The organism is Vibrio pelagius (genome assembly GCF_024347575.1).
In the GTDB taxonomy this organism is placed as follows: domain Bacteria; phylum Pseudomonadota; class Gammaproteobacteria; order Enterobacterales; family Vibrionaceae; genus Vibrio; species Vibrio pelagius.
In genome coordinates this window covers 1,287,674-1,310,947 of the sequence record NZ_AP025504.1, presented here as the reverse complement: position 1 = coordinate 1,310,947, position 23,274 = coordinate 1,287,674, and the positions used below count along the sequence as shown (strand labels likewise).

The window sequence follows — 23,274 nt, the reverse complement described above, 5'->3', positions numbered from 1 at the left end:
CATGACGACATTAAATGAACAACTGGCTAACCTGAAAGTTATTCCTGTAATCGCTATCAACCGTGCTGAAGACGCTATCCCTCTAGGTAAAGCGCTTGTTGAAAACGGCATGCCATGTGCAGAAATCACGCTACGTACAGAATGCGCAATCGAAGCGATTCGCATCATGCGTAAAGAGTTCCCAGACATGCTAATCGGTTCTGGTACTGTTCTGACTAACGAGCAAGTTGACGCATCTATTGAAGCGGGCGTTGATTTCATCGTAAGCCCAGGTTTTAACCCACGCACGGTTCAATACTGTATCGACAAAGGCGTTGCTATCGTTCCTGGTGTAAACAACCCAAGCCTAGTTGAACAGGCAATGGAAATGGGCTTACGCACACTTAAGTTCTTCCCAGCAGAGCCTTCTGGCGGCACAAGCATGCTTAAAGCTCTAACAGCGGTTTACCCTGTTAAATTCATGCCAACTGGTGGTGTTAGCTTGAAGAACGTTGACGAATACCTATCTATCCCTTCTGTACTTGCATGTGGCGGTACTTGGATGGTTCCAACTCAACTCATTGACGAAGGTAAGTGGGACGAGCTTGGCGCACTTGTACGTGACGCAGTGAATCACGTCGCAAAATAATTCATTTGATTGCATATTATCTTCAAAGCGAGCCTATTGGTTCGCTTTTTTGGTTTAAGCTACTTCTGATTCATACTTCGATAGGATGACAATGTTTGAAGTCACGCGCCTAAGGCTCTTGTTTTTAGTCGCTTTAAGAACCACCGCAACCTACTTTTTTAAAAACAAACTTCTAATCCAAAATGGATAAACATTATATATTCTCAACAACGAAGTCACACTCTTAACATCTAACTCTATGATTTAAAATGGAACTAATAGTATTACAAATAATCACAAACAAAAGACATTAGTTTTGTAAATCAATCTTTACAAAATCATTTTTAAAGCCCCGTATGTCATGGCTTTGTCAATATTTTTATATATCAAAAAGCTCTTGGTTTGGATCACAATAAAAGCATATTGTAGTACAAATATACCTATAAAAGAGTAATCTAGGAGTCAGTTAATGATCACACTTAAAAGGCTGAAAAAATGACTATTGATACTCTTGTTGTTCTTGCCTACTTCTTCTTTCTTGTAGCCATTGGTTGGATGTTCCGTAAGTTCACAACATCAACAAGTGATTACTTTAGGGGGGGAGGCAAAATGTTGTGGTGGATGGTTGGTGCAACCGCCTTCATGACACAGTTTTCAGCATGGACGTTTACAGGTGCCGCAGGACGCGCGTTCAGCGACGGTTTCGTCGTTGTAATCCTATTCTTAGCCAACGCATTTGGCTACTTCATGAACTACATCTATTTTGCTCCAAAATTCCGCCAGCTTCGCGTTGTTACCGCAATCGAAGCAATTCGTCAGCGTTTTGGTAAAACTTCAGAGCAATTTTTCACTTGGGCTGGTATGCCTGACAGCTTGATTTCAGCAGGCATCTGGTTGAACGGTCTCGCAATTTTTGTTGCTGCTGTATTCAACATTCCGATGGAAGCAACCATTGTTGTTACAGGTCTGGTACTTATGCTGATGGCGGTAACCGGCGGTTCTTGGGCCGTTGTTGCATCTGACTTCATGCAGATGCTTGTTATCATGGCTGTGACAATCACCTGTGCAGTTGCAGCATACTTCCACGGTGGCGGCCTCAGCAATATCGTTGCGAACTTCGATGGCGACTTCATGATTGGTAACAACCTGAACTACATGAGCATCTTCATTCTGTGGATTGTATTCATTTTCATTAAACAATTCGGTGTAATGAACAACAGCATCAACGCTTATCGTTACCTATGTGCAAAAGACAGCGAAAACGCACGTAAAGCAGCAGGCCTAGCGTGTGTGTTAATGATTATTGGTCCACTGATTTGGTTCCTACCTGCTTGGTACGTAAGTGCATTCATGCCTGACTTCGCAGAACAATACGGTTCAGTTGGCGCAGATGCCGCTTACCTAGCATTCGTACAAAACGTAATGCCAGCAGGTATGGTTGGTCTTCTAATGTCAGCAATGTTCGCAGCGACCATGTCTTCTATGGACTCTGGTCTAAACCGTAACGCAGGTATCTTCGTGATGAACTTCTACAGCCCAATCGTTCGCCCACAAGCGACACAAAAAGAGCTGGTAGTAGTAAGTAAAGCAACAACGGTAATGATGGGCTTCATCATCATCGGTATTGGCTTGTTCATCAACTCACTGCGTCACCTAAGCCTATTTGACATCGTACTTAACGTTGGTGCATTGATTGGTTTCCCGATGCTTATCCCTGTGCTTCTAGGTATGTGGGTTCGTAAGACTCCAGACTGGGCTGGTTGGGCAACACTGATTGTAGGTGGCTTCGTTTCTTACATCTTCGGTATCTCTCTACAAGCTGAAGACGTACAGAACTGGTTTAACCTAGAACACGCACTAACGGGTCGTGAATGGTCTGATTTGAAAGTAGCACTGAGCTTAGCAGCACACGTTGTGTTCACTGGTGGCTTCTTCCTAGCGACAACACTGGTTTACAAAGGTCGTACACCTGAGCGTGAAGCGGAAGTTGAGAAGCTATTCGAGAACTGGAACACACCGGTTGTGGCAGAGTCTCAAGAGCAACAGAACCTAGACACAAAACAGCGTTCAATGCTTGGTAAACTAATCTGTACTGCAGGTTTCGGCATCCTGGCAATGGCTCTGATTCCAAATGACATCACTGGTCGCGCTCTATTCCTACTGTGTGGTTCGATTGTACTGTCAGTCGGTGTGCTACTGGTTAACGCCGCTCGCGGTGGTGTAAAAAAGCTCGATGAGCCAGCGGCAATGAAATAGGATAATTCTTAGGTAAACATTACCAATGAAATCAAAACGCCCAAGCAGAAGTGCTTGGGCATTTTTTTATCGTTTCTTAACTCTTAACAGTGAAGAGCGTTTCTTTGCCATGAAACGAAAGACATTTATGGTTAGGGCCCTATTGTGTAAGTGCCTTCGCTCTAAGCTTTTGGTCTAATTCGTACAAGTGTTCTGCGGCTTGCATATGTTGAGGATAATCCGCAAATTTCTCTCGCTGCTCTAACGTCATCTTACAAGTTTCATCCACCAGCATTAGCGTCCAATACAACTTAGTCGTGCGTAGCATTGCCAGCAGTGGTTTCAACACCTCTTTTTCGTAGACTTGAATCAGCTGTTCGATCCACTCTTCACGTTCGTCTTCAGTTGAAATTGAGCCTTCAATCGCGGTAATGACGTTTAAATATTTTGTGTTCGCCTTGAGCTTGTCCATGACGGATTCCGTCTCTTTGGCCAGCTCTTCGAGCTCTTCTCTGATCGCAGCGATCCAACCCGCCTGAGTGAGCGCGTCAGCGTCAATTGTCTCAATATCAGATTTAATACGACGCTCAACGTCCTGCTGTGTTTGCTTAACGACAGAACGGACTTTTTGAAAAGGAAGTTGGTACTCCTTACCCAGCTCAGTGATCAATGTGTGAAAACCACCATTGGGTAAATGCAGGTTCTCTTTAAAGGTCGCCAAAGCTGCCTCTTGCTTGGATGTAAGGTTACTCATTCTCTGTCCTTTAATCTCTTCTTACTCTCGACGGACTGCCAAGCATAACATCATCCGCCGACTGTTTTGGAGAGAGCCTTTCTATGAGAACCTATTATCTCTTCAAGTGACGAGATAATAGGCACCCTAAGTATTAAATGGTATAACTCATCACAACGAATCGTCGATGCTACGCCTGCTCCTGCGAAACTGGCTCGGGTGATAATTTCGCAACTGCTTCAACAACGAACTGTTTTCTCAAATCACCATGATTGGGATTTTTGCAATAGCTTTGTGTTATACCAATCTCAATTTAAATCTTCATTGACTTCGTCATACCCGCTTCAGCGTGCCCTTTAAAGTTACACGCAAATTCAACGTTATTGTCACCGTGGAAGTGCCACATAAACTGACGGGCCTTTTTGGGTTCTACGACAATAGAGTTCTTGGTGTCATGTTCCATGCCCGCCATTGCTGCCATCATTTTGCGGTGGCTCTCTAGCTCTTCTTTACTACCAATCGAGAATTCATGAGGCTCATTGCCTGCATTCATTACCACAAACTGCACCACATCGTTTGGCTCGATCTTAACTTCTTTTTTGAAAGTGATGGTTTTGTCGTCATTGAGGACCACATGAATCACTTTGTCTGGTTTAGCGCCATTCGCTGGCATCCCTACACTAGATGTACGTTGCATTCCCATCATACTCGAGTGATCCATAGTAGAATGGTCCATCATTTCATGATTCATCGAGCTGTGAACCATCTTTCCATGGTCCATTTTAGAGTGGTCCATCTCTGCAAAAGTAGAAGAAGTAAATAGAGTTAAGCTCAAAGCGATAATTGTCTTTTTCATAATAATTCCTAATGTTGTTTTGACCCAGCGAAAGTCTCACCGGGCCATTTAATTTAATAACCTAGAGAGAACCTATTTCAGGTCTCGCTGTTTCCACAAAACAAAAATAGCGGGGATCACCAGCAGAGTCAGAAGTAACGCTGAGGCCATACCTCCTATCATTGGGGCTGCAATTCTCTGCATGACTTCAGAGCCTGTACCCTGCCCGTACATAATTGGAATCAAACCGATGATTACCGTCAGAACCGTCATCATCACCGGGCGAACTCGTAAACCAGCCCCTTCACGAATCGCATCCAGCAGATCCTTGTGCTGCAGCGGTGTGTGCGTATTCTCGTGGTCTTGTTTTTTGAAATTCCACGCTTGGTTGAGATACACCAACATAATCACTCCTATCTCCACTGCAACGCCAGCCAAGGCAATAAAACCAACGCCTACGGCTATCGAGAAGTTGTAGTCGAGGTAATGCATCAACCACACCCCGCCAACCATCGCGAGCGGTAAAGTCAGCATGATTACCATGACTTCTCCAACACGTCGGAAACTCAAGTAAAGTAAGAGCATGATGATTGCAATAGTGATTGGCACCACAATGCTCAAGCGCTCCTTCGCTCGCTCCATATATTCGTATTGCCCAGACCAAGCCAGCGAGTAACCAGCAGGAAGCTCTAGTTGTTCTGCCACGGCAAGCTTGGCATTTTCTACATAAGTTCCTAAGTCACGCCCTGCAATATCGACAAATACCCAACCGTTTGGACGCGCATTTTCCGTCTTGATCATTGGCGGACCATCTTCGTAACGCACGTCAGCGACGTCGGCTAACGCGATGCGCGCACCATTCGCAGTTATCAAAGGCAGGTTTTGCAACTTGATCACCGAATCACGATACTCTTGCGGGTAACGAACATTAATCGGATAACGCTCTAAACCTTCTACCGTCTCACCGACATTCATTCCGCCTACCGCTGTTGATATCACTTGCTGTATTTCAGCGATGTTTAGGCCATAACGCGCAGCAGCTCGGCGATCAATGTCGATAGTGACATAACGACCACCGGCTACACGCTCCGCATAGACAGACGCGGTTCCCGGTAAGTCATTAAGAATAGGTTCAATATCTGCCCCTATCTTCTCGATCACTTTCAGATCAGGTCCTGCAATCTTGATCCCGATTGGAGTCTTAATCCCCGTCGCCAACATATCGATACGAGTTTTGATTGGCATTACCCAAGCATTGGTTAGGCCCGGGAATTGAATCAGGTTATTGAGCTCATCACGCAGCGACTCCGGTGTGACACCGTCACGCCAGGTGTCTTTCGGTTTAAACTGAATCACCGTCTCGATCATGGTTAGTGGCGCGGGATCGGTCGCTGTTTCTGCTCGGCCAATCTTGCCCCACACCGTTTCGACTTCAGGAATGGTTTTAATCAACTTGTTCGTTTGTTGGAGTAATTCACGCGCTTTACCTATCGAGATACCCGGATAGGTCGTCGGCATGTACATCAAATCGCCTTCATCCAGCGGTGGAATAAACTCGCTGCCTAGCTTACTGGTTGGGTAATACGCAGATGCCATCAAAGCCAGTGCTACCACGATGATCGTTTTCGGGAAACGCAAGCTTAGATTAAGCAATGGGCGATATAGACCGACCAAACCTTTATTGATTGGGTTCTTATGCTCAGGAAGTACCTTACCGCGAATGAAGTAACCCATAAGCACAGGCACTAAGGTAATCGCTAAGCCCGCAGACGCCGCCATTGCATACGTCTTAGTAAACGCCAGCGGTGAGAACATCTTGCCTTCTTGACCTTCTAGAGCAAACACAGGCACGAAACTCAACGTAATAATAAGCAGTGAAAAGAAAAGCGGTGCCCCCACTTCTTCAGCAGCTTTACCTATCACTTGCCACCGATTGTTATCATTCAGCGGTGTGCGCTCAATGTGTTTATGCACGTTCTCAATCATCACGATCGCGCCATCAACCATAGCGCCGATAGCAATTGCGATCCCGCCTAGAGACATGATGTTGGCGTTGATTCCTTGCCAGTGCATCACGATAAATGCCGACAAAATACCAACTGGAAGGCTCAATGCGATGACTAATGATGAGCGAATATGGAATAGGAATAACGCGCACACAATCGCGACCACCAAGAACTCTTCAGCAAGCTTCTGCCAAAGGTTTTCTACTGCTGAGTCAATCAATGTTGATCGGTCATAGGTCGCAACAATCTCAACCCCATCCGGCAGGCTACGTTGTAAATCATCAAGCTTGGTTTTTACTTGTGCGATCACCTCACTGGCGTTCTCACCAAAGCGCATCACGATGACTCCGCCAACGGCTTCACCTTCTCCATTAAGCTCTGAGATACCGCGACGCATCTGAGGGCCAAGATTCACGTCAGCTATATCACCAAGTAATAACGGTGTACCTTTAGCGGTCACTTTCAAAGGCAATGCTTTGAGATCGTCAATGCCACTCAAATAGCCCGACGTGCGCACCATATGCTCAGCTTCGGCCACTTCAATAACCGATGCGCCTGTTTCTTGGTTACCGCTTTGAATAGCATTGTTGACCTGCTTCAGTGTGAGGTCGTAGGCACGCAATTTAGCGGGATCAATTTGCACTTGATACTGCTTAACCATGCCACCAACCGTCGCCACTTCAGACACACCATTGACGGTTTGCAGCTCATACTTTAAGAACCAGTCTTGCAGGCTACGAAGTTCCGCCAGATCATGCTGACCAGTTTTGTCTTGTAGAACGTAACTGTAGATCCAGCCCACACCGGTCGCGTCTGGGCCAAGTGTTGGCTTAGCACTGACTGGCAGCTTAGGCGCGACTTGGCTCAGATACTCCAATACCCTTGAACGTGCCCAATACATGTCGGTGTCATCGTTGAAGATGATATAAACGTACGAATCACCAAAGAACGAATAGCCCCTAACGGTTTCAGCGCCAGGTACTGCGAGCATTGCTGTAGTAAGCGGATAGGTCACCTGATCTTCTACCACTTGCGGCGCTTGTCCCGGATAGCTGGTTTTGATAATAACTTGCACATCAGAAAGATCCGGAATGGCATCGACGGGCGTATTCTTCACACTGTAGAGGCCACCTAAAGTCAGAGCGATAGTGGCGACAAGCACCAAGAATCGATTGCTGATCGACCAGCGAATAATTGCATTAATCATCACTACTCCTCAGCCGACTCAATTTTCTTCAACACGTAATCCGTGCCAGATTTAACCACCAGGAAACGCACTTTTTGTCCCTCTTTGTAATCATCAAGTGGAATGTCATCGCTAGCGGTGAAATTCATCTCTCCGGCTTGCCACTGCCACTCATCAACGGCTTGGTGATTCACTGTGATCATGCCAAAATCAGCCATCAGCATGGTGATATCGCCTTCGACCCAGACTTCCGTCGCCATTGTGTTATCACTTTGGCTCACTTCGGTGACTTGGAATTGGCCTGAATCCGTCTTCTCCATTTTAAAATCGATCGCCTGACCGTTCGCTAAGCCAGATAAATCAACCTCATCAGAGAAGGTAAAGTCCATTACCATTCCTGGCCAATCCCACTCTGGAACCGGTTGATGCTCAATAGTTGCCATGCGGTGCCCCACCATTAGATTAGTGATATTGCCTTTTGCCCACACGGAATCGCTCATCTGCATTGGCTCTTCATTGATTGAAGAGATTCGAGACAAATCTGCGGTTTGGCTAGACTCCGAATCCAACATGAAGTGAGCAGACGTAACGACGCTCACCCCCTGTTCGAGACCTTCAAGCACTTCGACACGATCGCCCGCTTCGCGCCCTACACGAATACGATGTGAGCGATATTTGCCATCACCTTCAGACAACACCACTCGCGTCATGCCACCCGAGTGAATCACCGATGAGCGTGCTACTGTCAGGACTTGATCGTCACTTTCTGGTTTGAGCGTGATGTTCGAGAACATATTGGGCTTTAGCTCACCATTAGGATTGGGGAACTTAAGCCGCACTCGCAGTGTTCGAGTGGTTGGATCTAGGATTGGGTAAACGTAATCCACTCGACCGCTCCATTCGCCCCCCGGAACCGCATCTAACGTCATCGAAGCTACAGTGCCTTGCGAAATCCAATGTGCTTGACGTTCAAACACCTCTGCATCAACCCAAACTTCTTCCAACGGGCCGGCGCTAATGACCGCTTGAGCAGGAGAAAGATAACCACCCTCTCGAATGTTTAAGGTTGCGATAACTCCATCGGCTGGCGCTTTTATCTCTATGGTTTGCGATGCTTTGCCACGTCTCACGATTTGATTGATCTGTTGTTTATCAACCCCCAAAGAGACCAGTCGTTCCTTTGCACCTGAGATCATACCTTTACGACCCGTTTTGTAAGCGCTCAACAGCTCTTCTTGTGCCTTAACTAACTCTGGAGAATAGAGTGTAAACAGCACCTCACCATTAGATACCGTTTCACCGACCGCGTTAATAAATAGGTCTTGAACCCACCCCGCCGCACGGACGTTGGTCTGCCACAGACGACTTTCATCAAAGGCAACGTAGCCCACCGTCTCTATTTTTGGCGCCAAAGGTTCTAACATCACAGACTCGGTTTTTACCCCAAGGTTGTTCTCCACTGCAGGGTCAATGGTGACCGTTCCCGGTTTATCTTTTTTACCTGCCAAGTCATCAGCATAAACAGGAACTAAGTCCATCCCCATTGGTGACTTACCCGGCTGGTCTCGTTGATAATTCGGATCCATCGGGGCAACCCAATAAAGCGGCTCATCTGCGCTTTTTTCTGACATTTCTCCACTCATAGCAGCGTGGTTCATCGGGAAAAATTGGCTCGTACCAACACCGATTGCTGCGCCAACGACAAGAGCAATACTTGCGACTGTAAATGATTTCATGATGTTTCCTTATTGCGCTTGTGGCGTTGTCTTTGATGATTGAGAAGGCTGGTGATATGAGCCACCAACAAGCGCAGCCAATTGGCTGTTAACTATGTTTAAATCGGTAATTAATCTCTGCTGTTCTAGCTCGATATTGAGCGCATTAGTCATAGCAGTGATCACGTCATTAAATTGCGCAGTGTTATTTTGGTAACCGCGTTCAACGGCCTTTGTGGTTGCATCAGCTTGAGGAATAAAGCTGTTTTGATAACGTTCGATACGCTGAGATAGGTTGTCTCTATCCACTAAGAGCGCATTCACTTTAGCGTTCATTTGACTAAGAAGCGTCTCTTTCTGAGCTCGGGCATAGCCCACTTGGTACTGAGCAGCTTCAACACTCTTGTCTTGACGATTACCCGTGAATATCGGGATATCCATGGTCACATAGGCGCTGACCAAATCTGACGCCGGATTACCTTGCATATTATTCGCTTGTCGATAGGCATACATCACCTCGACACCGAACTGCGGTAGATACGCTTGCTCTGTAATCTCTACTTGCGTTTCGTTGACGGTGATAGCCGTATCCGCAGCACGAACCATAGGGTGTGACTGCAATAAAGCGTAGTATTGGGATTGACCAACGTAAGGCTTCAACTGGTCTTCTAAAGCTCGCCAATTCAAGGCGTTACTGGCGTGAATAGATTGAGGTTGTACGCTTGGTTGTGACGCATCGGCAGCAAAATTTGCCTGTGATGAACTCAACCAGTCTGAACCTAACCACTCAGAAAGCTGAGCGATAATTCGACGCTGTTGTTGCTGATTGGCTTGCAGCTTTTCATCAAACTTAGCGACATTCAGTTGAGCGTTGAGCAGATCCTGAGCTTCGCTGTTACCGATCCCATAATTGGTCTCAACAAAACGCTCAAGCTCTACCATTAAACGGCGCGTTTCTAACAAGGTTGAACGTGCAGCTTGTTGATAACCCAGCTCCAACCATAGTGTGGTAATGGTGTTGGTGATCTCTCTCTCTCGAACAGCAACTTGCCAGTCAATACCATCCGCTTGCTGGCTTGACTGACGCGCCTTTAAATCCAAGGTCGATCCACGTTCAAACTGCTGCATTAACCCAACAGAAATATTGGTCATTGGATCTTCGTCGAACTTAAAGCTATCGACAGGAAGACCGCCAAAACCCACTTTTAGTTTTGGATCACTGAGGGTGGCTGAAGCGATACCCGCATGACGAGTCGCTTGAGATTGCGCGATGATCTGCTGACGTCCGCTATCACGCTGCAAGGCTTGGTCAATAAGCAATGCTAACTGGCGCTCTTGGGCTTGTAGAGTCTCTACTTCGCTCGCAAGTACAGCACGACTTCCGTTTGTAGAGGTATCTGCCTCATTTGACGATGCTGCCATCACAAATGCAGGCATCGCTATCAAGCTGGTGCACATTGGCAGCACCAACCATCTCGATTCAATATTCACAAGAATAAATCCATTTTGTGGCGTTAAAAAAACGCATAGATCGCACCTAGGCTCAACCTCGTAGGTTGGTCATAGGTAATGAGATTTGGGAATTGTGAATTAAGCGGAAGGCGGTCTTAGAATAGACTGAATGCGCGCAACTTTATTACCAATAATCACAGAGTGATAAGGGGCAAGCGAGTAGGCAAAACTGGATAAGGAATTGATAGATTGGATTGGATAGGACCAACTTAGGCAGATGGACACACAGCAATTTGCTCCCATGTCCCCACTGTGTGCGCAATGAGAAGTCTCATGTTGTCCCATATCATGCATAGATTGATCATCACTAGAAACATCGCACATTGAAGACATTGCATGAGTCATCATACTCGCGTGATGGCAAGACATCGTCTCTTTATCCATCATCTGCATTTCCATGGTTGACGCACTGGAGACAGACGTCGACATCAACATCGCGAAGATGCTGAAGATCGTAATCCAAAATGTCTTAAGTGAGTGCGTCATAATTGATCCATATATTTTGAACCGTCAGTATAAAGGTTACCCCAAGGGTAAGGTCAACGATTCTTTAGAGAAATATAGCCCTAATATTGATTGAACGCCCTTAAACACCTATCGTCAATCTTCACTGATTGTTAACTCTGACACCATAACAATATGTTACTAGGCACACATCAAACCACTCAAAAACTCTGAAACCAGCACTCAAAGACAACAAAACGCCTACAAGTGACACATTAATGTTACATTTTACATGCTCTTACATCTTAAATGTGAAATACTCTACGAGTACTTACAGGCAAGAATACAGTGAAACGCGGATTATAAGGATGTATATGCGTCAACTATCTATCTCTTTAAGAGTGAAACTGGGTTATGCGATCTGCTTACTCTTTTTCATCATCTCGGGCTTTGTTAGCTTTCAAGGGATCCAAACCCTGTCTAACGGTTTTAAACACTACAGTCTATTGAGTGGGCAAGCTGAAGAGTCCAGCAATATTGAAACCCACTTTCTACAAATGCGCCTCACCTCTGAACGCTACCTAGCAACGCTTGATGACCAATATCAGCAAGCTTATCTCGCCAATAAAAGCGACATCGACCAACAACTGCAATCTTTACTCAGCCAAACTCAACACGCCGATAGCCTAGAACGCCTTTCTCAGGTTCAACAGAGCATTACTGCCTTTGACCAAGCTTACCAGTTGATGAGTCAGAGCCAGCAATTAATCCACCAGCTAGTCACAGTTGAGATGGTGAAAAGAGAAGAGAACGCGCTCAAAGCAGCTCAGAGCTTACTTTACGAGTCTTACAATAACGACGACTCCAACGCGAGCTTGTACGCTGGCATGCTTATGGAGAGCTTCTTAGCCGCGAAAATCGCAGTGCTAAGTTACTCAAACGACGGTAATCCAAAAACTTACGAAACAGGCCAAGATCTTTTTGAATATGCCCTACCCGGCATTGAGGGTGACATCCGCTCTCTAGAGTCATCAGATTACCAAGCAGAATTAATCGATAGCTTCACCGCTCAGCGCGAAGCCTACGCAACGGGTTTTGAGCAAGTCCACCTACAGAAACTTGAGAACGCACAGCTTCAAACTCAGCTAACCAGCCTTGGTGATACCCTCGCCATTGCCGTATTAGATGCACAATCTATCATCGAGCAGCAGAAAAACGCACTTATCCCTGAACTCACAGTAAGTGAAGAACGTTCGATTCAAATCATCGTATTACTCACAGGTATTGCATTATTGGTTGGGACAACGAGTGCGATTCTTGTGACTCGCTCTATCAACAAGGGCATCGCTCAGGTTAAAGAGATCACCAATGAGCTGGCACAAGGTAACTTGAGTGTTGACGTTAAAGTTACTGACCAGAACGAAATTGGTCAGTTACTAGAGAACATGAAAACCACCATCGAGTCGCTGCGCGATATCGTTCAGCAAGTAAATACTTCCAGCTTACGCATTGGTGAAATGTCAGAGTCACTCGATAGCGTGACCACAACGGGCTCAAACAACGCATCGCGACTCAATGACGAAATCATCAACATCTCATCAGCTGTGTCTCAGCTCGCATCAAGCACTTCTGAGATTGCATCTAGCGCTAACCATGCCTCTGAAGTAGCAAGCCAAGCGACTTCAAACGTTGCGATGGGTTTAACAGAAGTAGACAAAACCCTACAAGAGATTGGTCAAGCTGACGAGCAGATGCAGCTGAGCAGCCAGAAAGTGAGCGACCTACATGCTGAGTCGATGAACATTGGCGCAATTTTAGAGGTGATTCAGGGCGTAACTGAGCAAACAAACCTGCTCGCACTGAATGCTGCGATTGAAGCTGCGCGAGCTGGTGAACAAGGCCGTGGCTTTGCCGTGGTTGCAGATGAAGTACGTACTCTAGCGAAACGTACTCAAGAGTCTGCTAGCCAGATCAATGATTTGATCACCTCGTTGCAGCGCGGTGCCAAAGACGCTCTCGAGTCGATCAAAGAGAGCCATGGCACAGTATCTCAAGCTTCGACACAGGCACAGCAGGCTTCTCAAAACCTACATGTGATCAATCAACACATTCAAGACCTTAACCAAGCAAATAGCCAAATTGCAGCTTCGGTTGATGAGCAAGATAGCCTAACGCGCTCTCTAGGTGACAATGCTCAAGGTGCGAATACCATCGCCCAGAGTAACCAAGAATCTGTGGCCAAAATTTCGGAAGCGGCGAGCGACCTTACTGAGGTTGCACACCACCTTAAGAGCCAAGTTGATCGCTTTAAAAGCGCCTAGCTTGTGCCGTAGCCACTGGCAATTGGACATATACCAATAAAAAAGAACCCCGAGTTGATAAGACTCGGGGTTATTGTTTTTGGCTTCAGAGAGCTTTTAATCAGTTATACCAATCACAGTAAGTAAGTGATCAAAAATAGCGCAGGAAAAAGGCTTGAGAACAAGGCAGAATTTTTCGATAAGTAGTTATTCTACAATCAAAAATTCTAACGCAGTTATCGAGCGTTTTAACAAGCTAGGGTGAGCAATTAATTACTACGATTGGTATTAAACTGTAAGCAAAGTAATCAAGCTTTAGACAAGCAGTCAGCATCGCTTGTATCAAGTCCTTGCTGCCAAAACGCCACTTCCATGCGTGTCGCCGTCTTAAAGATGTGAATCAAGTTCTGTCCACGTTGGCTATTGATATCAATTTCCGCCAATAGCTGGTCGAAATACTCAGCCCCTGCCGCTACGCCACTTTGGAACTCTTCACCGCCATAAAGCTCAATCCAGCTTCGGTATGGGTTACCTTCCAAGACTGTGTTCGGATCTTCCAGTAGTGCTTTGCCAATCACAGCGTAACCGATAGAGCATGGTGCCAGTGCCGCGTAGAGATCAACCAAATCACCCGTCATACCGGCATCCAGTACATAGCGTGTATACGCCACAGTACCAAAGTCTTCCGGTTCATTTTCTAGATCCGATTCAGTCAACCCCCACAGCTCACAGTAAGTCACGTGATGACCAATTTCAGAATCCAACAGTGCATGTACACTTGGCAATGCACGACGCATATCCGCCAGCGTATTGGCTTTATAAATCGCTAACGCATAAGCACGGGCATACTGTTTTAGGAATAGAAAATCTTGCTTCAAGTAGTGAAGAAAACACGACTGAGGCAGTGTGCCTTGCGCCAGCGCTTGCACAAACTCATGTTCGGTATAGTCCTGCCAATCTTGCTGACAAGCTGTGATTAAATCTTGATATTTCATGACGCTCCTTATTCAAACGTCGGTACGTAGTCAGCCGCTTTTGGCAGTGATTTGATGATGCCTTTGTCGTACATAAACTGTGCGTAATCATCGTAACGCTTAAGATCGACGGCCGATGGGCGAAGTGCAAAACGCGTTAGAGTGTCGTTCCATGCGCGCTGGTTCAGCTCGTTGTTAAGAGTATCTGGCGAGTAAGCAACAAACTGTTTCCAAGACTCGGTTGGGTGGTTCACGATGTAGGTCGTCGCCTGCTCTAGCGCTTTGTTGAACGCTTTGATCGCCGCTTCATCACGTTTGTTAGCATTCGCAACAAAGATCAGCTCATCGTAAGCAGGTACACCGTGCTCTTCTGGGAAGAAGGCTTTTGCTTTGTAGCCTTCCAGAGCCAGTTGGTTTGTTTCAAAGTTACGCAGGCCGCCCCAAATCGCGTCGACTTTGCCTGATGCCAGAGAAGAAGAGAGTGCCCAACCCACATTGATGGTTTGAACGTCGGTAAACGCAACGTTTTCCTGCGCTAGCATAGTGCCGATCGTCGCTTCTTCGTTACCCGCAATGGCAATACCAATCTTCTTACCTTTAAGATCGGCCAGTGAATCATTCTTGCCATTGTCCAGAACCATTAGCGTGTTCAGTGGTGTTGCGATAAGCGTAGAGGCTCGCACTAATGGAAGACCTGCTGCCACATCCATCGTTAGGCTCGGCTGGTATGTAACGGCAAGATCAACGCGCCCTGCGGCAACCAGTTTGGCTGGGGTGCTTGGGTCTGCTGGTTCTTGAATTTCAACTTCTAAGCCCTGCTCTTCAAAGTAACCACGTTCATGAGCAATCACGATAGGCCCATGGTTCGGGTTTACAAACCAATCTAGCATTAGCGTTACTTTAGTTTCGTCTGCCATGACATGGCCTGAAACCAACGAAGCCATTAGAGCAGCAGCGCTCATAAATTTACTATTTTTCACGGTTAACCTTTCCTTTTGAACTTTCTATTTTTATAGATTTTGTTTAGTTGCGGCTTTCCCAAGGGATCGCCTTTTTGAGTAATTTGTCTGTAACAAAGTAGAGTGAGATAGAGAGCACAGCTAAGATAAATAGCGCAGCAAACATCTCATCAATAATCATTCGTGCGTTAGCTTGTAGCATCAGGTAGCCAAGCCCTTCACTTGAACCCACCCATTCACCGACAACCGCACCAATTGGTGCAATCACTACAGCCACACGTACACCTGATGCCAAAGTCGGCAGTGCCGCTGGCAGCTGGATATGACGTAACCTTTGCCATTTGGTGGCGCCCATGGTTTGAGCCAGATCGAGATAGCCACGCGGGGTATTGCGTAAACCGTCGTAGCAGCACGTAGTCACTGGGAAGAAAATAATGATCGCCGCCATCACAACCTTCGAAGCGATACCGTAGCCAAGCCACAGCATCAGGACTGGCGCAATTGCAAAGACAGGAACAGCCTGACTTGCGATCAGAATAGGCAGCAACCAACGTTTAAGCGGTTCGAATAGCAACATTTGAAGTGCGAAGAACAAACCCATCGATAAGCCAAGTAGCAACCCCAGTAGGATCTCTTGGGCGGTAACCCATGTGTGCTTGAACAACACGTCATAGCGTTCAATCAGCTTGTTAAACACTTCCATCGGAGCTGGCAAAATAAAGCTCGGCATTTCAAACACCACAACCACCAACTGCCACAGACCCAGAATAATTACAGTACTTATCACGACACGCAGTAACGGGCTCATAGAGTGATTCTTATAGTTCGATGCCGATTGAGGCTTGGCTAGCGCTTGGGAACTATGCATAGTCTTGCTCCAACTGCTCTAATATTTTCTGCTGAATGCTCGCGCACTGACCATCTAGGGTTCTTGGAGGCAATGTTGTCGGAACTTGCAGTGATTGAGCAGATGCGGGTGAGCCTTGCAACACGTAAAGGTTGTGTGCCAAGCGCACCGCTTCTTGTGGATCATGAGTAATCAAGACCACGGTTTTATCTTGTAGCAAGTGAGCCGCTAAGGTTTGCAGTTTGTGCCTTGTTACCGCATCTAACGCGGAGAAAGGCTCATCCATCAATACGATAGGTTTGTCTTGCATAAGCGTTCGCGCTAACGCAACACGTTGACGCATGCCACCAGACAGTTGTTGTGGCATAGCGTGAGCATAATCAGCAAGCCCAACCGATTTCAGCAAAGACAAAGCTCTTGCGTGGTTGTCTGCATCGCTTAAAGTACTTTCCAAGCTTTGGGTGTCTTTCCCAGTAAAGCGATGGCTTAGACATACGTTATCAATCACCGATAACCAAGGCAGCAGCAGATCTTGCTGTGCCATGTAAGCAACCTTGCCCTCTAGCGATTGACCATCACTCGTCTTCACGACACCTTGCCACTCGATGCTCTCACCCAATAGACCAGCGAGATAACGTAAAATGGTCGTTTTCCCGCAGCCACTTCTGCCCAATAACACGGTCCATTGAGATGCAGGAATCGATAAGCTCAGGCCTTGTAACGTCGGCTGTTGGTTATCGAGATAACGAATGCTGGCACTGGTGATTTCAACGCCAAGGGATTTAGCGGACATCAGCATGACCTGCGTAGAAGTGATTCACAGGTCCGTGCCCTTGACCGACATTTAATTGATCTGCGTGGGCAATCGCTTCCGAGATATAGCGCTTACCAAGCTCAACGGATTGAGTCAGCTCATTCCCTTGCGCAAGGTAAGAGGCAATAGCCGAAGAAAGCGTGCATCCCGTTCCGTGAGTGTTCTTGGTTGGGAAGCGTTTTGCGCTGATGAGAGCAGTGCTTGTTGGCAAAATCATTAGGTCATTGCTGTTTTCGTCTTGCTCTAAGTGGCCACCTTTCAACAGCACTGCTTTCGCACCCAACGCGCGAAGTTCTTCAACCATATCTTGCATGTCGGCTTCGCTTTCAGGAACAGGTTTCCCAGTCAATGCAGCGCCTTCCGGCAAGTTAGGTGTAATGATGTCGGCAAGTGGAATAAGCGTTTCTTTCAAGGTACTGATGGCTGACTGCTCAAGCAACAAGTCGCCACTGGTCGCAACCATTACTGGGTCAATAACCAGATGTTTGGGTTGATACTGCTTAATCTTATCCGCTACAACCTTGATGATGTTTGAATCTGCCAACATGCCGACTTTGACCGCAACGACGTTCAGGTCACTGAATACTGCATCAAGCTGGCTTGCAACATGATCTAATGGAATCGGAAAGATGGCGGAAACGCCTTGTGTATTTTGCGACGTGATTGCAGTGATCACTGAACATGCAAAACTACCGGTCGCAGACATGGCTTTGATATCGGCTTGAATACCCGCGCCGCCGCCACTGTCTGAACCCGCAATGGTTAACACAATTGGAGTGCTTGAAGAAATGGACTGAATGTCGATTTGGGTGCTGGAATGCTGTGTCATGGTCGCTCCTACCATCTAAAAGACGCAGGAGAACTGAACTAAAACCGAGATGGCAGGCACCAGAGATCGAAGGATCGATGGAATGAAAGTCGGTACCGCATAGGTTTTAGTATCAATAGTTCCCTACGCCAGTACTAACTGAATCAGGTTCAACGGGTCTCGAAATTCGATCTCAGCAAATACAACATGGTGTAATTGCCCCCCGACTATTTGCATCCATACTAACAGCACTCTTGAGAGTGAGGTAATCATTTTGCAGATTATTATTTACTAAAGCGTGAACGAAATCGTTTTTGTGCGCAAATTCGTCAGGTATTTTGCGTTGTTCACTTTTTATCTCTTATCTTTAATCAACACTTCGAGCTCGTCGTTGCGCGCCTCAATTCGGTTTCTACCTCGCCAATAACGGCAAACGACTTTATCTATTCTAGATTTGTTCTCCTTTAGCGGCCTTCAAAGACAACCTGATTGAAGTCGATCCAGCCATTAGTAAGAAGATCCATCGCATTCACTTTATGAGAGATTCTCATATCTTGCGCGCATTGAAAAAGAGGAATATAGATCGCTTTTCGAATCAATTCGCGCTCAATTCGCTGATAACCTTGTACACGCTTACTTTCATCAGATTGAGCCAAATTATCAAAGACTTGCTGTTCGAACCAAGTCTTTGATTGCTTATTCAGAGTCGCCGTCACGGTGTTAGTGCACAACAACCATCCGAGCCAGGAACTCTCTTTATGTTCACCAAACACCTCACCAGAAACAATAATATCCGCACTCGATTGTCGTTCTACTTGGTCAAATTCAGGGTATGGCAGCACGGTAAGGTTTGAGTTTAAGCCATGCTGACATAGCAAATCAGTGATGTTTTCAGCCGCTTCAATATGCCCAGGCAGCTGATAAGTTAACACCTCCAGCGGTACCTGATTCGCGAAAGACAAGTCCACTGCTTTACCAAGTTTTAAGGGTTCAAGGCTTGTCATTCCTGAGGCTCGTCGATAAATCATAGTGTCTCTCACACCATTCATCGGCAAGGATTGCAGCAACTGTTGGATGTATCGACGATGATTTGCCAACTTCATCCATGCGTTGTTTGCACTGTTTAAACAAGCGTAGATACAGCCCTCTTCCCACTGTTGTACCTGTGTGAATTCATCAGCAATATCCGGGGCAGAGCTGCCATGCACAATATCGCAATGCATTTGAAAGTCATTTGCAGATAAGCCCATGTTCCAGATTTCTACGCCATCTAGCCAAGGTCGATAGCCGTGATAATGAGGAGACGCAGTAAGTAGCGTTCGGTAATCGGTTTGCTCTACCAATCGAAACGCTCCACTTCCGACTATCGTACCGTAGCTGTTCAATTTGGAAACCGATAGCGCACCATGCGCCATCAGCCTTGGCAGATAATGAGACAAACGTTTGGAGCGAATTCGTAAGGTGTACTCGTCGACCACAGAAAACTCATCAATGAGTAAGAACAGACCTCGGCTCACCGAGTTTGACGAGATGATCGATTCATAGGCTGCCTTCACATCAAATGCAGTCAGTGCTGAGCCATCCCAGAACTTAAGTGACTTACGCAGTCGAACCTCTAGCATATCGCCTGTATGCACCCAAGTTTGCGCTAAATCGCCTTCCAACTGGCCTGTATCTCTGTTGAAACGTAACAGGTTCGCATAGAGGTAATCAGCGATGTGCTGTTCAGTACGCCTGGATATTTCATAGGGGATCAAGCTGTGCGTCGCTCGATAAAAAGGGATTTGGAGGATGTCTTGCTCGCTATCTTGCTGTTGATATTGACTAACGAACTCGGCAATAAACTGATCTCGATCTTTGTTTCTGATTAGGTTCAACGCTTGATCGGCTTTTCCCTCGTTCATCCAGAACTTAGCTTGTTCGATTAGTGTGGTGTTTACCGACTCTTTAAGCAGAAGCTGAGGCAAATTACCTCTGCCAACACCCGACTTCCAATCAATGATCGACTCTTCCACCAGCCTTTTGATAACCAACTGAGCGTTACGACGCGTGCAATTCAACGCTTTCGTAATGTCATCCAATGAAATCGGTGTCCATCGACCTATCTCGAATCCAAAATCTCGCAAAAATACCAAAGCTAACCAATAACGCATAAAGGTGAAATCCTAAAATTATATTTCTATTTTTCTTCATCTTTTATTTTCAAATAATAACCGTGTTACCAAAAATAAAAAGGATATTTAGATGAATACGTTAGCTGAGTCTCATGGCTCCATCTGGAAGAATAGAACCTTCGTTACGTTGTTTAGCAGTGCTCTGTTTGTGAGCTTTGCGAGCCAAATCTACACACTTGCATTACCGTTGTTAGTGTATGAATTGACCCAATCCTCCGAGTGGATGGGTTGGATGAGAGCCGTTGAGTTTCTGCCCAATCTATTGCTGGCTCTATTTATTGGCGTGTGGGTTGACCGCAGTGATAAAAAGCAGTGGTCGCTGACCATGTTACTTGGTCAGGCTATGACGGTGTTTATCTCGTTCCTGGCGGTTGAGTTCCTAGCTGAGCCATTATGGGTTCTGTTTCCATGTGCTTTCTTGATGATGGCGTTTAACTACGGCTACCACAATGCGCGTATGTCGATTCAGAAAAGCGCGCTTTCTCATGAAACTCAAAATGTGGCCACAGCTCGAATGAGCTCCTTGGGCAGTTTTATGGAAACCGTTGGACCTGTGCTCTCTGGAGCCATCATGTTACTGGCGACGATTCACAACGTCTTTATCGGTGTTGCGCTTTTAATGCTACTGGCTTTTTGGCAGCTCAAAAGGCTCGACGTAAAAACACCCATCAACAGAGACAAACAAAGCACTTTCAATGCCATAAAAGAGGGATGGCAAGCACTACGCAATGAGCAGAACATGTGGTTAATTACTCTTGCAGTCATGATCATCAACACAACAGGTGCCGTATTCTGGATTCAGGCAATCTACTATGCCAAAGCAGATTTAGGGTTAAATGCAGTGGGAGTCAGTTATCTGATCGTCGCTTCTGGCATTGGTGGTCTTATTGGTGCATTCAGCGCCGACAAATTACGCAAGAAATGGGGGCTGGGATGGCTTCTCATTATCTCTATCGCACTCGAATCCATCGGGTTTGTTATTCCACTTATAATGGATAATCAAACAGCGCTTATTGCTGGGTTCTTTTGGGTGTCCGCTGTGGGTCTATATAGCAGCATCTGTATCTGGAGTTACCGCCAAGAAGCCTTTGATGTCAGCGTTCTCGGTCGAGTAAACGGGTTAACAGGCTCGCTATTCAAACTCCTAATGCCATTTGGCCTTGCTAGTTCTGGCTACTTAACATCACTGATTGGTACTCAGTGGCTGTTCGTGGGGTGTTTTGTTACACAGCTACTAACCGCATTTTGGTTAATGACGACCAGTGTTCGTTCTATTCGCTAATCGCATAATAAGATATACAAACGCCCAAAACGAATTTCGCTTTGGGCGTTAAACAGGTACATTGCGCTAATAACTAAGGCTCTTAGTTTTGATCGATTTCTAACTAGACTCACCCTTACTCAATAGAGGCTGATGTTATTAATGAACCTTGAAGACCTCAATCGCGCCTCGTAGGTCTGTGGTTTGTTGATTCACAACCTCCGTCGAGCGCGTATTGTCAGACACGCCTTCAACATTAGTAGTTGTCGTATCTCGAATTACCACAATATTCTGCGCGACTTCATTACACACCATACTCTGCTCTTCCACCGCTGCTGCAATCTGTGTGCTGCTGTCCAAGATTTTCTGCATCTCGTCCATCACAGCTTCAATTTGTTGGTATGCCACTTGCGAGGATTCTACGCTCAACGTCCCTTTAGTACGACAACCTTTCATAGTCGACACAACCGCTTGAGTTTGGCTCTGCACTGAAGTGATGATGCTCGAGATCTCTTCTGTTGACGTTTGGGTCCGACTCGCTAGAGTTCTTACTTCATCTGCAACAACCGCAAAGCCGCGGCCTTGCTCACCGGCACGTGCCGCTTCAATCGCAGCATTCAATGCCAGTAGATTGGTTTGCTCCGCAATCTCATGGATTACGCCTATTACAGAGCTGATTTGAGAAGAGAGCTCTGACAGATGTTCAATCTCACTCTCTGCCGACTCTAACTCATTAGACAGCTCTGTCACCGTCTGCTTGGTCGATTCAATTTCAACTAAGCCCTGCTGCGCTACCATGAACCCTTTTTGTGTATTGCTCGCTGCATGCTCTGTCGTAGCTGCAACTTCCTTGATGGTTTCCCCCATCTCAGTGATGGCGGTTGCAACGCTGTCAGTTTCAAGCTGTTGTTGTTGTAACGAAAGTTCTGTTTGATGACTGTTAGATCTAAGCTGCACCGATACCGCTCCTAGGTTCTCGACACTGCTTTGTACCTGAGTAATCAGACTCTCAATACTCACAATCAGCGTATTAGTACCCTTAGCAATATCACCGATTTCATCGTTAGATTCTGTTGCTCGCAACGTTAAATCATGATCGCGTGCCACTTGGCTAGTAATGAGATTTAAATTAGAGATACTGCGTTGAATGCTGTTGATCAAGCCGTAAGACAACAGAACAAGTGTAATAATGACGAAAGAGAGCGAAATCAAAATAAACTGGTTAATCGAAGACTGTGCAGACTCAATCTCTTGCTCAAACTGCCTCTCGACACTTTCGAAAATACGGTAGATATCATTGTAGAGGTAATCAGACCGAGCGATGATGGTTAAGGCTTTGGTTTCGTCCACTCCATAAATCGGCACTAACGACTCAAACCCTTGTTGGTATTGCGTTATTTCTTTCAGCAGCTTTGGCATATCATCCACAACAACCTCAAGTTCAACAAGGTGAGCAAGTAAAGACTGTGAAAGCGCATTGAAACGATCGTACTCCGTTGAAAACAGAGCAGAGAAGCGGGTATCAGACGAATTCAAAAACTGAAGCTCTATCCTTTTCATCTCTTGCAGTGAAAGCTCTAAATCTTTCACCTCAATCAAGGTTTTTTCTAGTTTTATCAGTTTTAAGTTACTGATTTCAGTGATCAATACGATAACGATAAGCGCACTGATCGCTAGGCCAGTCAGGCCAAAAAGTTTATGTTTTATTTTCATCAAGCAATTCCAAAGCAGCAATACCGACAGAAGCATCTATTATTTATATTCTTCGCTTCTTTAAAGACCACCCGGCCAAACGTTACTACTTTATAAATTTCTTGTTACATTTGTTCAACCATTTAAAATATGAATGTGTTTCATTTTTGAG

17 protein-coding genes and 1 riboswitch are annotated in these 23,274 nt (G+C 46.0%); of the genes, 4 read left to right on the top strand and 13 right to left on the bottom strand.

Going from position 1 to position 23,274, the window contains the following annotated elements; genetic code table 11:
• Window position 1 precedes the first annotated feature (1 nt).
• Together vsple_RS19875 and vsple_RS19870 are read left to right on the top strand one after the other, a co-directional pair.
• The gene (locus tag vsple_RS19875) at window positions 2-628 is read left to right on the top strand and encodes a bifunctional 4-hydroxy-2-oxoglutarate aldolase/2-dehydro-3-deoxy-phosphogluconate aldolase (protein ID WP_255231997.1); all 627 of its coding nucleotides are present in this window, start codon (window positions 2-4) and stop codon (window positions 626-628) included.
• 474 nt (window positions 629-1,102) lie between these two features.
• The gene (locus vsple_RS19870) at window positions 1,103-2,863 is read left to right on the top strand and encodes a sodium:solute symporter family transporter (RefSeq protein WP_261883556.1); all 1,761 of its coding nucleotides are present in this window, start codon (window positions 1,103-1,105) and stop codon (window positions 2,861-2,863) included.
• A gap of 139 nt (window positions 2,864-3,002) precedes the next feature.
• Here vsple_RS19870 and vsple_RS19865 read toward each other — a convergent pair whose 3' ends face one another.
• The 6 genes from vsple_RS19865 to vsple_RS19840 all read right to left on the bottom strand — a co-directional run bounded on the left by vsple_RS19865 (window position 3,003) and on the right by vsple_RS19840 (window position 11,315).
• On the bottom strand, window positions 3,003-3,596 hold the full coding sequence (locus tag vsple_RS19865) for a hypothetical protein (RefSeq protein WP_261883555.1): 594 nt from the start codon (window positions 3,594-3,596) through the stop codon (window positions 3,003-3,005).
• A 292-nt stretch (window positions 3,597-3,888) separates the two neighbouring features.
• Window positions 3,889-4,431 carry a copper-resistant cuproprotein CopI gene (copI, locus tag vsple_RS19860; RefSeq protein WP_261883554.1) on the bottom strand — a complete coding sequence of 181 codons (543 nt, stop codon included), beginning with the start codon at window positions 4,429-4,431 and terminating at the stop codon, window positions 3,889-3,891.
• A gap of 72 nt (window positions 4,432-4,503) precedes the next feature.
• On the bottom strand, window positions 4,504-7,623 hold the full coding sequence (locus vsple_RS19855) for an efflux RND transporter permease subunit (RefSeq protein ID WP_261883553.1): 3,120 nt from the start codon (window positions 7,621-7,623) through the stop codon (window positions 4,504-4,506).
• Between the two features lie 2 nt (window positions 7,624-7,625).
• Window positions 7,626-9,338, bottom strand: coding sequence for an efflux RND transporter periplasmic adaptor subunit (locus vsple_RS19850; protein WP_261883552.1), 1,713 nt, complete (start codon window positions 9,336-9,338; stop codon window positions 7,626-7,628).
• A 9-nt stretch (window positions 9,339-9,347) separates the two neighbouring features.
• Window positions 9,348-10,802 carry a TolC family protein gene (locus tag vsple_RS19845; protein ID WP_420833820.1) on the bottom strand — a complete coding sequence of 485 codons (1,455 nt, stop codon included), beginning with the start codon at window positions 10,800-10,802 and terminating at the stop codon, window positions 9,348-9,350.
• Window positions 10,803-10,907: 105 nt separating this feature from the next.
• On the bottom strand, window positions 10,908-11,315 hold the full coding sequence (locus vsple_RS19840; RefSeq protein WP_261883551.1) for a hypothetical protein: 408 nt from the start codon (window positions 11,313-11,315) through the stop codon (window positions 10,908-10,910).
• A gap of 332 nt (window positions 11,316-11,647) precedes the next feature.
• Here vsple_RS19840 and vsple_RS19835 point away from each other — a divergent pair, with 332 nt between their 5' ends.
• On the top strand, window positions 11,648-13,594 hold the full coding sequence (locus vsple_RS19835) for a methyl-accepting chemotaxis protein (RefSeq protein ID WP_261883550.1): 1,947 nt from the start codon (window positions 11,648-11,650) through the stop codon (window positions 13,592-13,594).
• Window positions 13,595-13,881: 287 nt separating this feature from the next.
• Here the strand turns inward: vsple_RS19835 and tenA are convergent, their stop codons facing one another.
• The 6 genes from tenA to vsple_RS19805 form a co-directional block, all read right to left on the bottom strand.
• Window positions 13,882-14,568, bottom strand: a complete 687-nt coding sequence (gene tenA, locus vsple_RS19830) for a thiaminase II (RefSeq protein ID WP_261883549.1) — start codon at window positions 14,566-14,568, stop codon at window positions 13,882-13,884.
• An 8-nt stretch (window positions 14,569-14,576) separates the two neighbouring features.
• Entirely contained in the window at window positions 14,577-15,509 is a 933-nt protein-coding gene (locus vsple_RS19825) for an ABC transporter substrate-binding protein (protein WP_419723813.1), read from the bottom strand.
• A 61-nt stretch (window positions 15,510-15,570) separates the two neighbouring features.
• Window positions 15,571-16,314, bottom strand: a complete 744-nt coding sequence (locus vsple_RS19820) for an ABC transporter permease (protein ID WP_261884024.1) — start codon at window positions 16,312-16,314, stop codon at window positions 15,571-15,573.
• Window positions 16,315-16,366: 52 nt separating this feature from the next.
• On the bottom strand, window positions 16,367-17,146 hold the full coding sequence (locus vsple_RS19815; RefSeq protein WP_261883547.1) for an ABC transporter ATP-binding protein: 780 nt from the start codon (window positions 17,144-17,146) through the stop codon (window positions 16,367-16,369).
• On the bottom strand, window positions 17,136-17,996 hold the full coding sequence (thiD, locus tag vsple_RS19810; protein ID WP_261883546.1) for a bifunctional hydroxymethylpyrimidine kinase/phosphomethylpyrimidine kinase: 861 nt from the start codon (window positions 17,994-17,996) through the stop codon (window positions 17,136-17,138). Before thiD ends, vsple_RS19815 begins: the two co-directional genes overlap by 11 nt.
• Before the next feature lie 103 nt (window positions 17,997-18,099).
• Window positions 18,100-18,211: riboswitch (TPP riboswitch) on the bottom strand.
• 228 nt (window positions 18,212-18,439) lie between these two features.
• On the bottom strand, window positions 18,440-20,128 hold the full coding sequence (locus vsple_RS19805; protein ID WP_261883545.1) for an ABC transporter substrate-binding protein: 1,689 nt from the start codon (window positions 20,126-20,128) through the stop codon (window positions 18,440-18,442).
• 91 nt (window positions 20,129-20,219) lie between these two features.
• On the opposite strand from vsple_RS19805, the gene vsple_RS19800 reads away from it, so the two are divergent.
• Window positions 20,220-21,431, top strand: a complete 1,212-nt coding sequence (locus vsple_RS19800) for an MFS transporter (protein ID WP_261883544.1) — start codon at window positions 20,220-20,222, stop codon at window positions 21,429-21,431.
• Window positions 21,432-21,569: 138 nt separating this feature from the next.
• Here vsple_RS19800 and vsple_RS19795 read toward each other — a convergent pair whose 3' ends face one another.
• Window positions 21,570-23,123 carry a methyl-accepting chemotaxis protein gene (locus tag vsple_RS19795; RefSeq protein WP_261883543.1) on the bottom strand — a complete coding sequence of 518 codons (1,554 nt, stop codon included), beginning with the start codon at window positions 23,121-23,123 and terminating at the stop codon, window positions 21,570-21,572.
• Between the last annotated feature and the right edge of the window lie 151 nt (window positions 23,124-23,274).

What these genes read in the sequence shown, in the direction of transcription:
- vsple_RS19795 (WP_261883543.1), bottom strand. Translation starts at nt 23,123, where the DNA reads ATGAAAATAAAACATAAACTTTTTGGCCTGACTGGCCTAGCGATCAGT.
- vsple_RS19815 (WP_261883547.1), bottom strand. Translation starts at nt 17,146, where the DNA reads ATGTCCGCTAAATCCCTTGGCGTTGAAATCACCAGTGCCAGCATTCGT.
- vsple_RS19850 (WP_261883552.1), bottom strand. Translation starts at nt 9,338, where the DNA reads ATGAAATCATTTACAGTCGCAAGTATTGCTCTTGTCGTTGGCGCAGCA.
- vsple_RS19840 (WP_261883551.1), bottom strand. Translation starts at nt 11,315, where the DNA reads ATGACGCACTCACTTAAGACATTTTGGATTACGATCTTCAGCATCTTC.
- vsple_RS19855 (WP_261883553.1), bottom strand. Translation starts at nt 7,623, where the DNA reads ATGATTAATGCAATTATTCGCTGGTCGATCAGCAATCGATTCTTGGTG.
- tenA (WP_261883549.1), bottom strand. Translation starts at nt 14,568, where the DNA reads ATGAAATATCAAGATTTAATCACAGCTTGTCAGCAAGATTGGCAGGAC.
- vsple_RS19870 (WP_261883556.1), top strand. Translation starts at nt 1,103, where the DNA reads ATGACTATTGATACTCTTGTTGTTCTTGCCTACTTCTTCTTTCTTGTA.
- vsple_RS19835 (WP_261883550.1), top strand. Translation starts at nt 11,648, where the DNA reads ATGCGTCAACTATCTATCTCTTTAAGAGTGAAACTGGGTTATGCGATC.
- vsple_RS19820 (WP_261884024.1), bottom strand. Translation starts at nt 16,314, where the DNA reads ATGAGCCCGTTACTGCGTGTCGTGATAAGTACTGTAATTATTCTGGGT.
- vsple_RS19865 (WP_261883555.1), bottom strand. Translation starts at nt 3,596, where the DNA reads ATGAGTAACCTTACATCCAAGCAAGAGGCAGCTTTGGCGACCTTTAAA.
- copI (WP_261883554.1), bottom strand. Translation starts at nt 4,431, where the DNA reads ATGAAAAAGACAATTATCGCTTTGAGCTTAACTCTATTTACTTCTTCT.
- vsple_RS19875 (WP_255231997.1), top strand. Translation starts at nt 2, where the DNA reads ATGACGACATTAAATGAACAACTGGCTAACCTGAAAGTTATTCCTGTA.
- vsple_RS19825 (WP_419723813.1), bottom strand. Translation starts at nt 15,509, where the DNA reads ATGAGCGCTGCTGCTCTAATGGCTTCGTTGGTTTCAGGCCATGTCATG.
- thiD (WP_261883546.1), bottom strand. Translation starts at nt 17,996, where the DNA reads ATGACACAGCATTCCAGCACCCAAATCGACATTCAGTCCATTTCTTCA.
- vsple_RS19800 (WP_261883544.1), top strand. Translation starts at nt 20,220, where the DNA reads ATGAATACGTTAGCTGAGTCTCATGGCTCCATCTGGAAGAATAGAACC.
- vsple_RS19805 (WP_261883545.1), bottom strand. Translation starts at nt 20,128, where the DNA reads ATGCGTTATTGGTTAGCTTTGGTATTTTTGCGAGATTTTGGATTCGAG.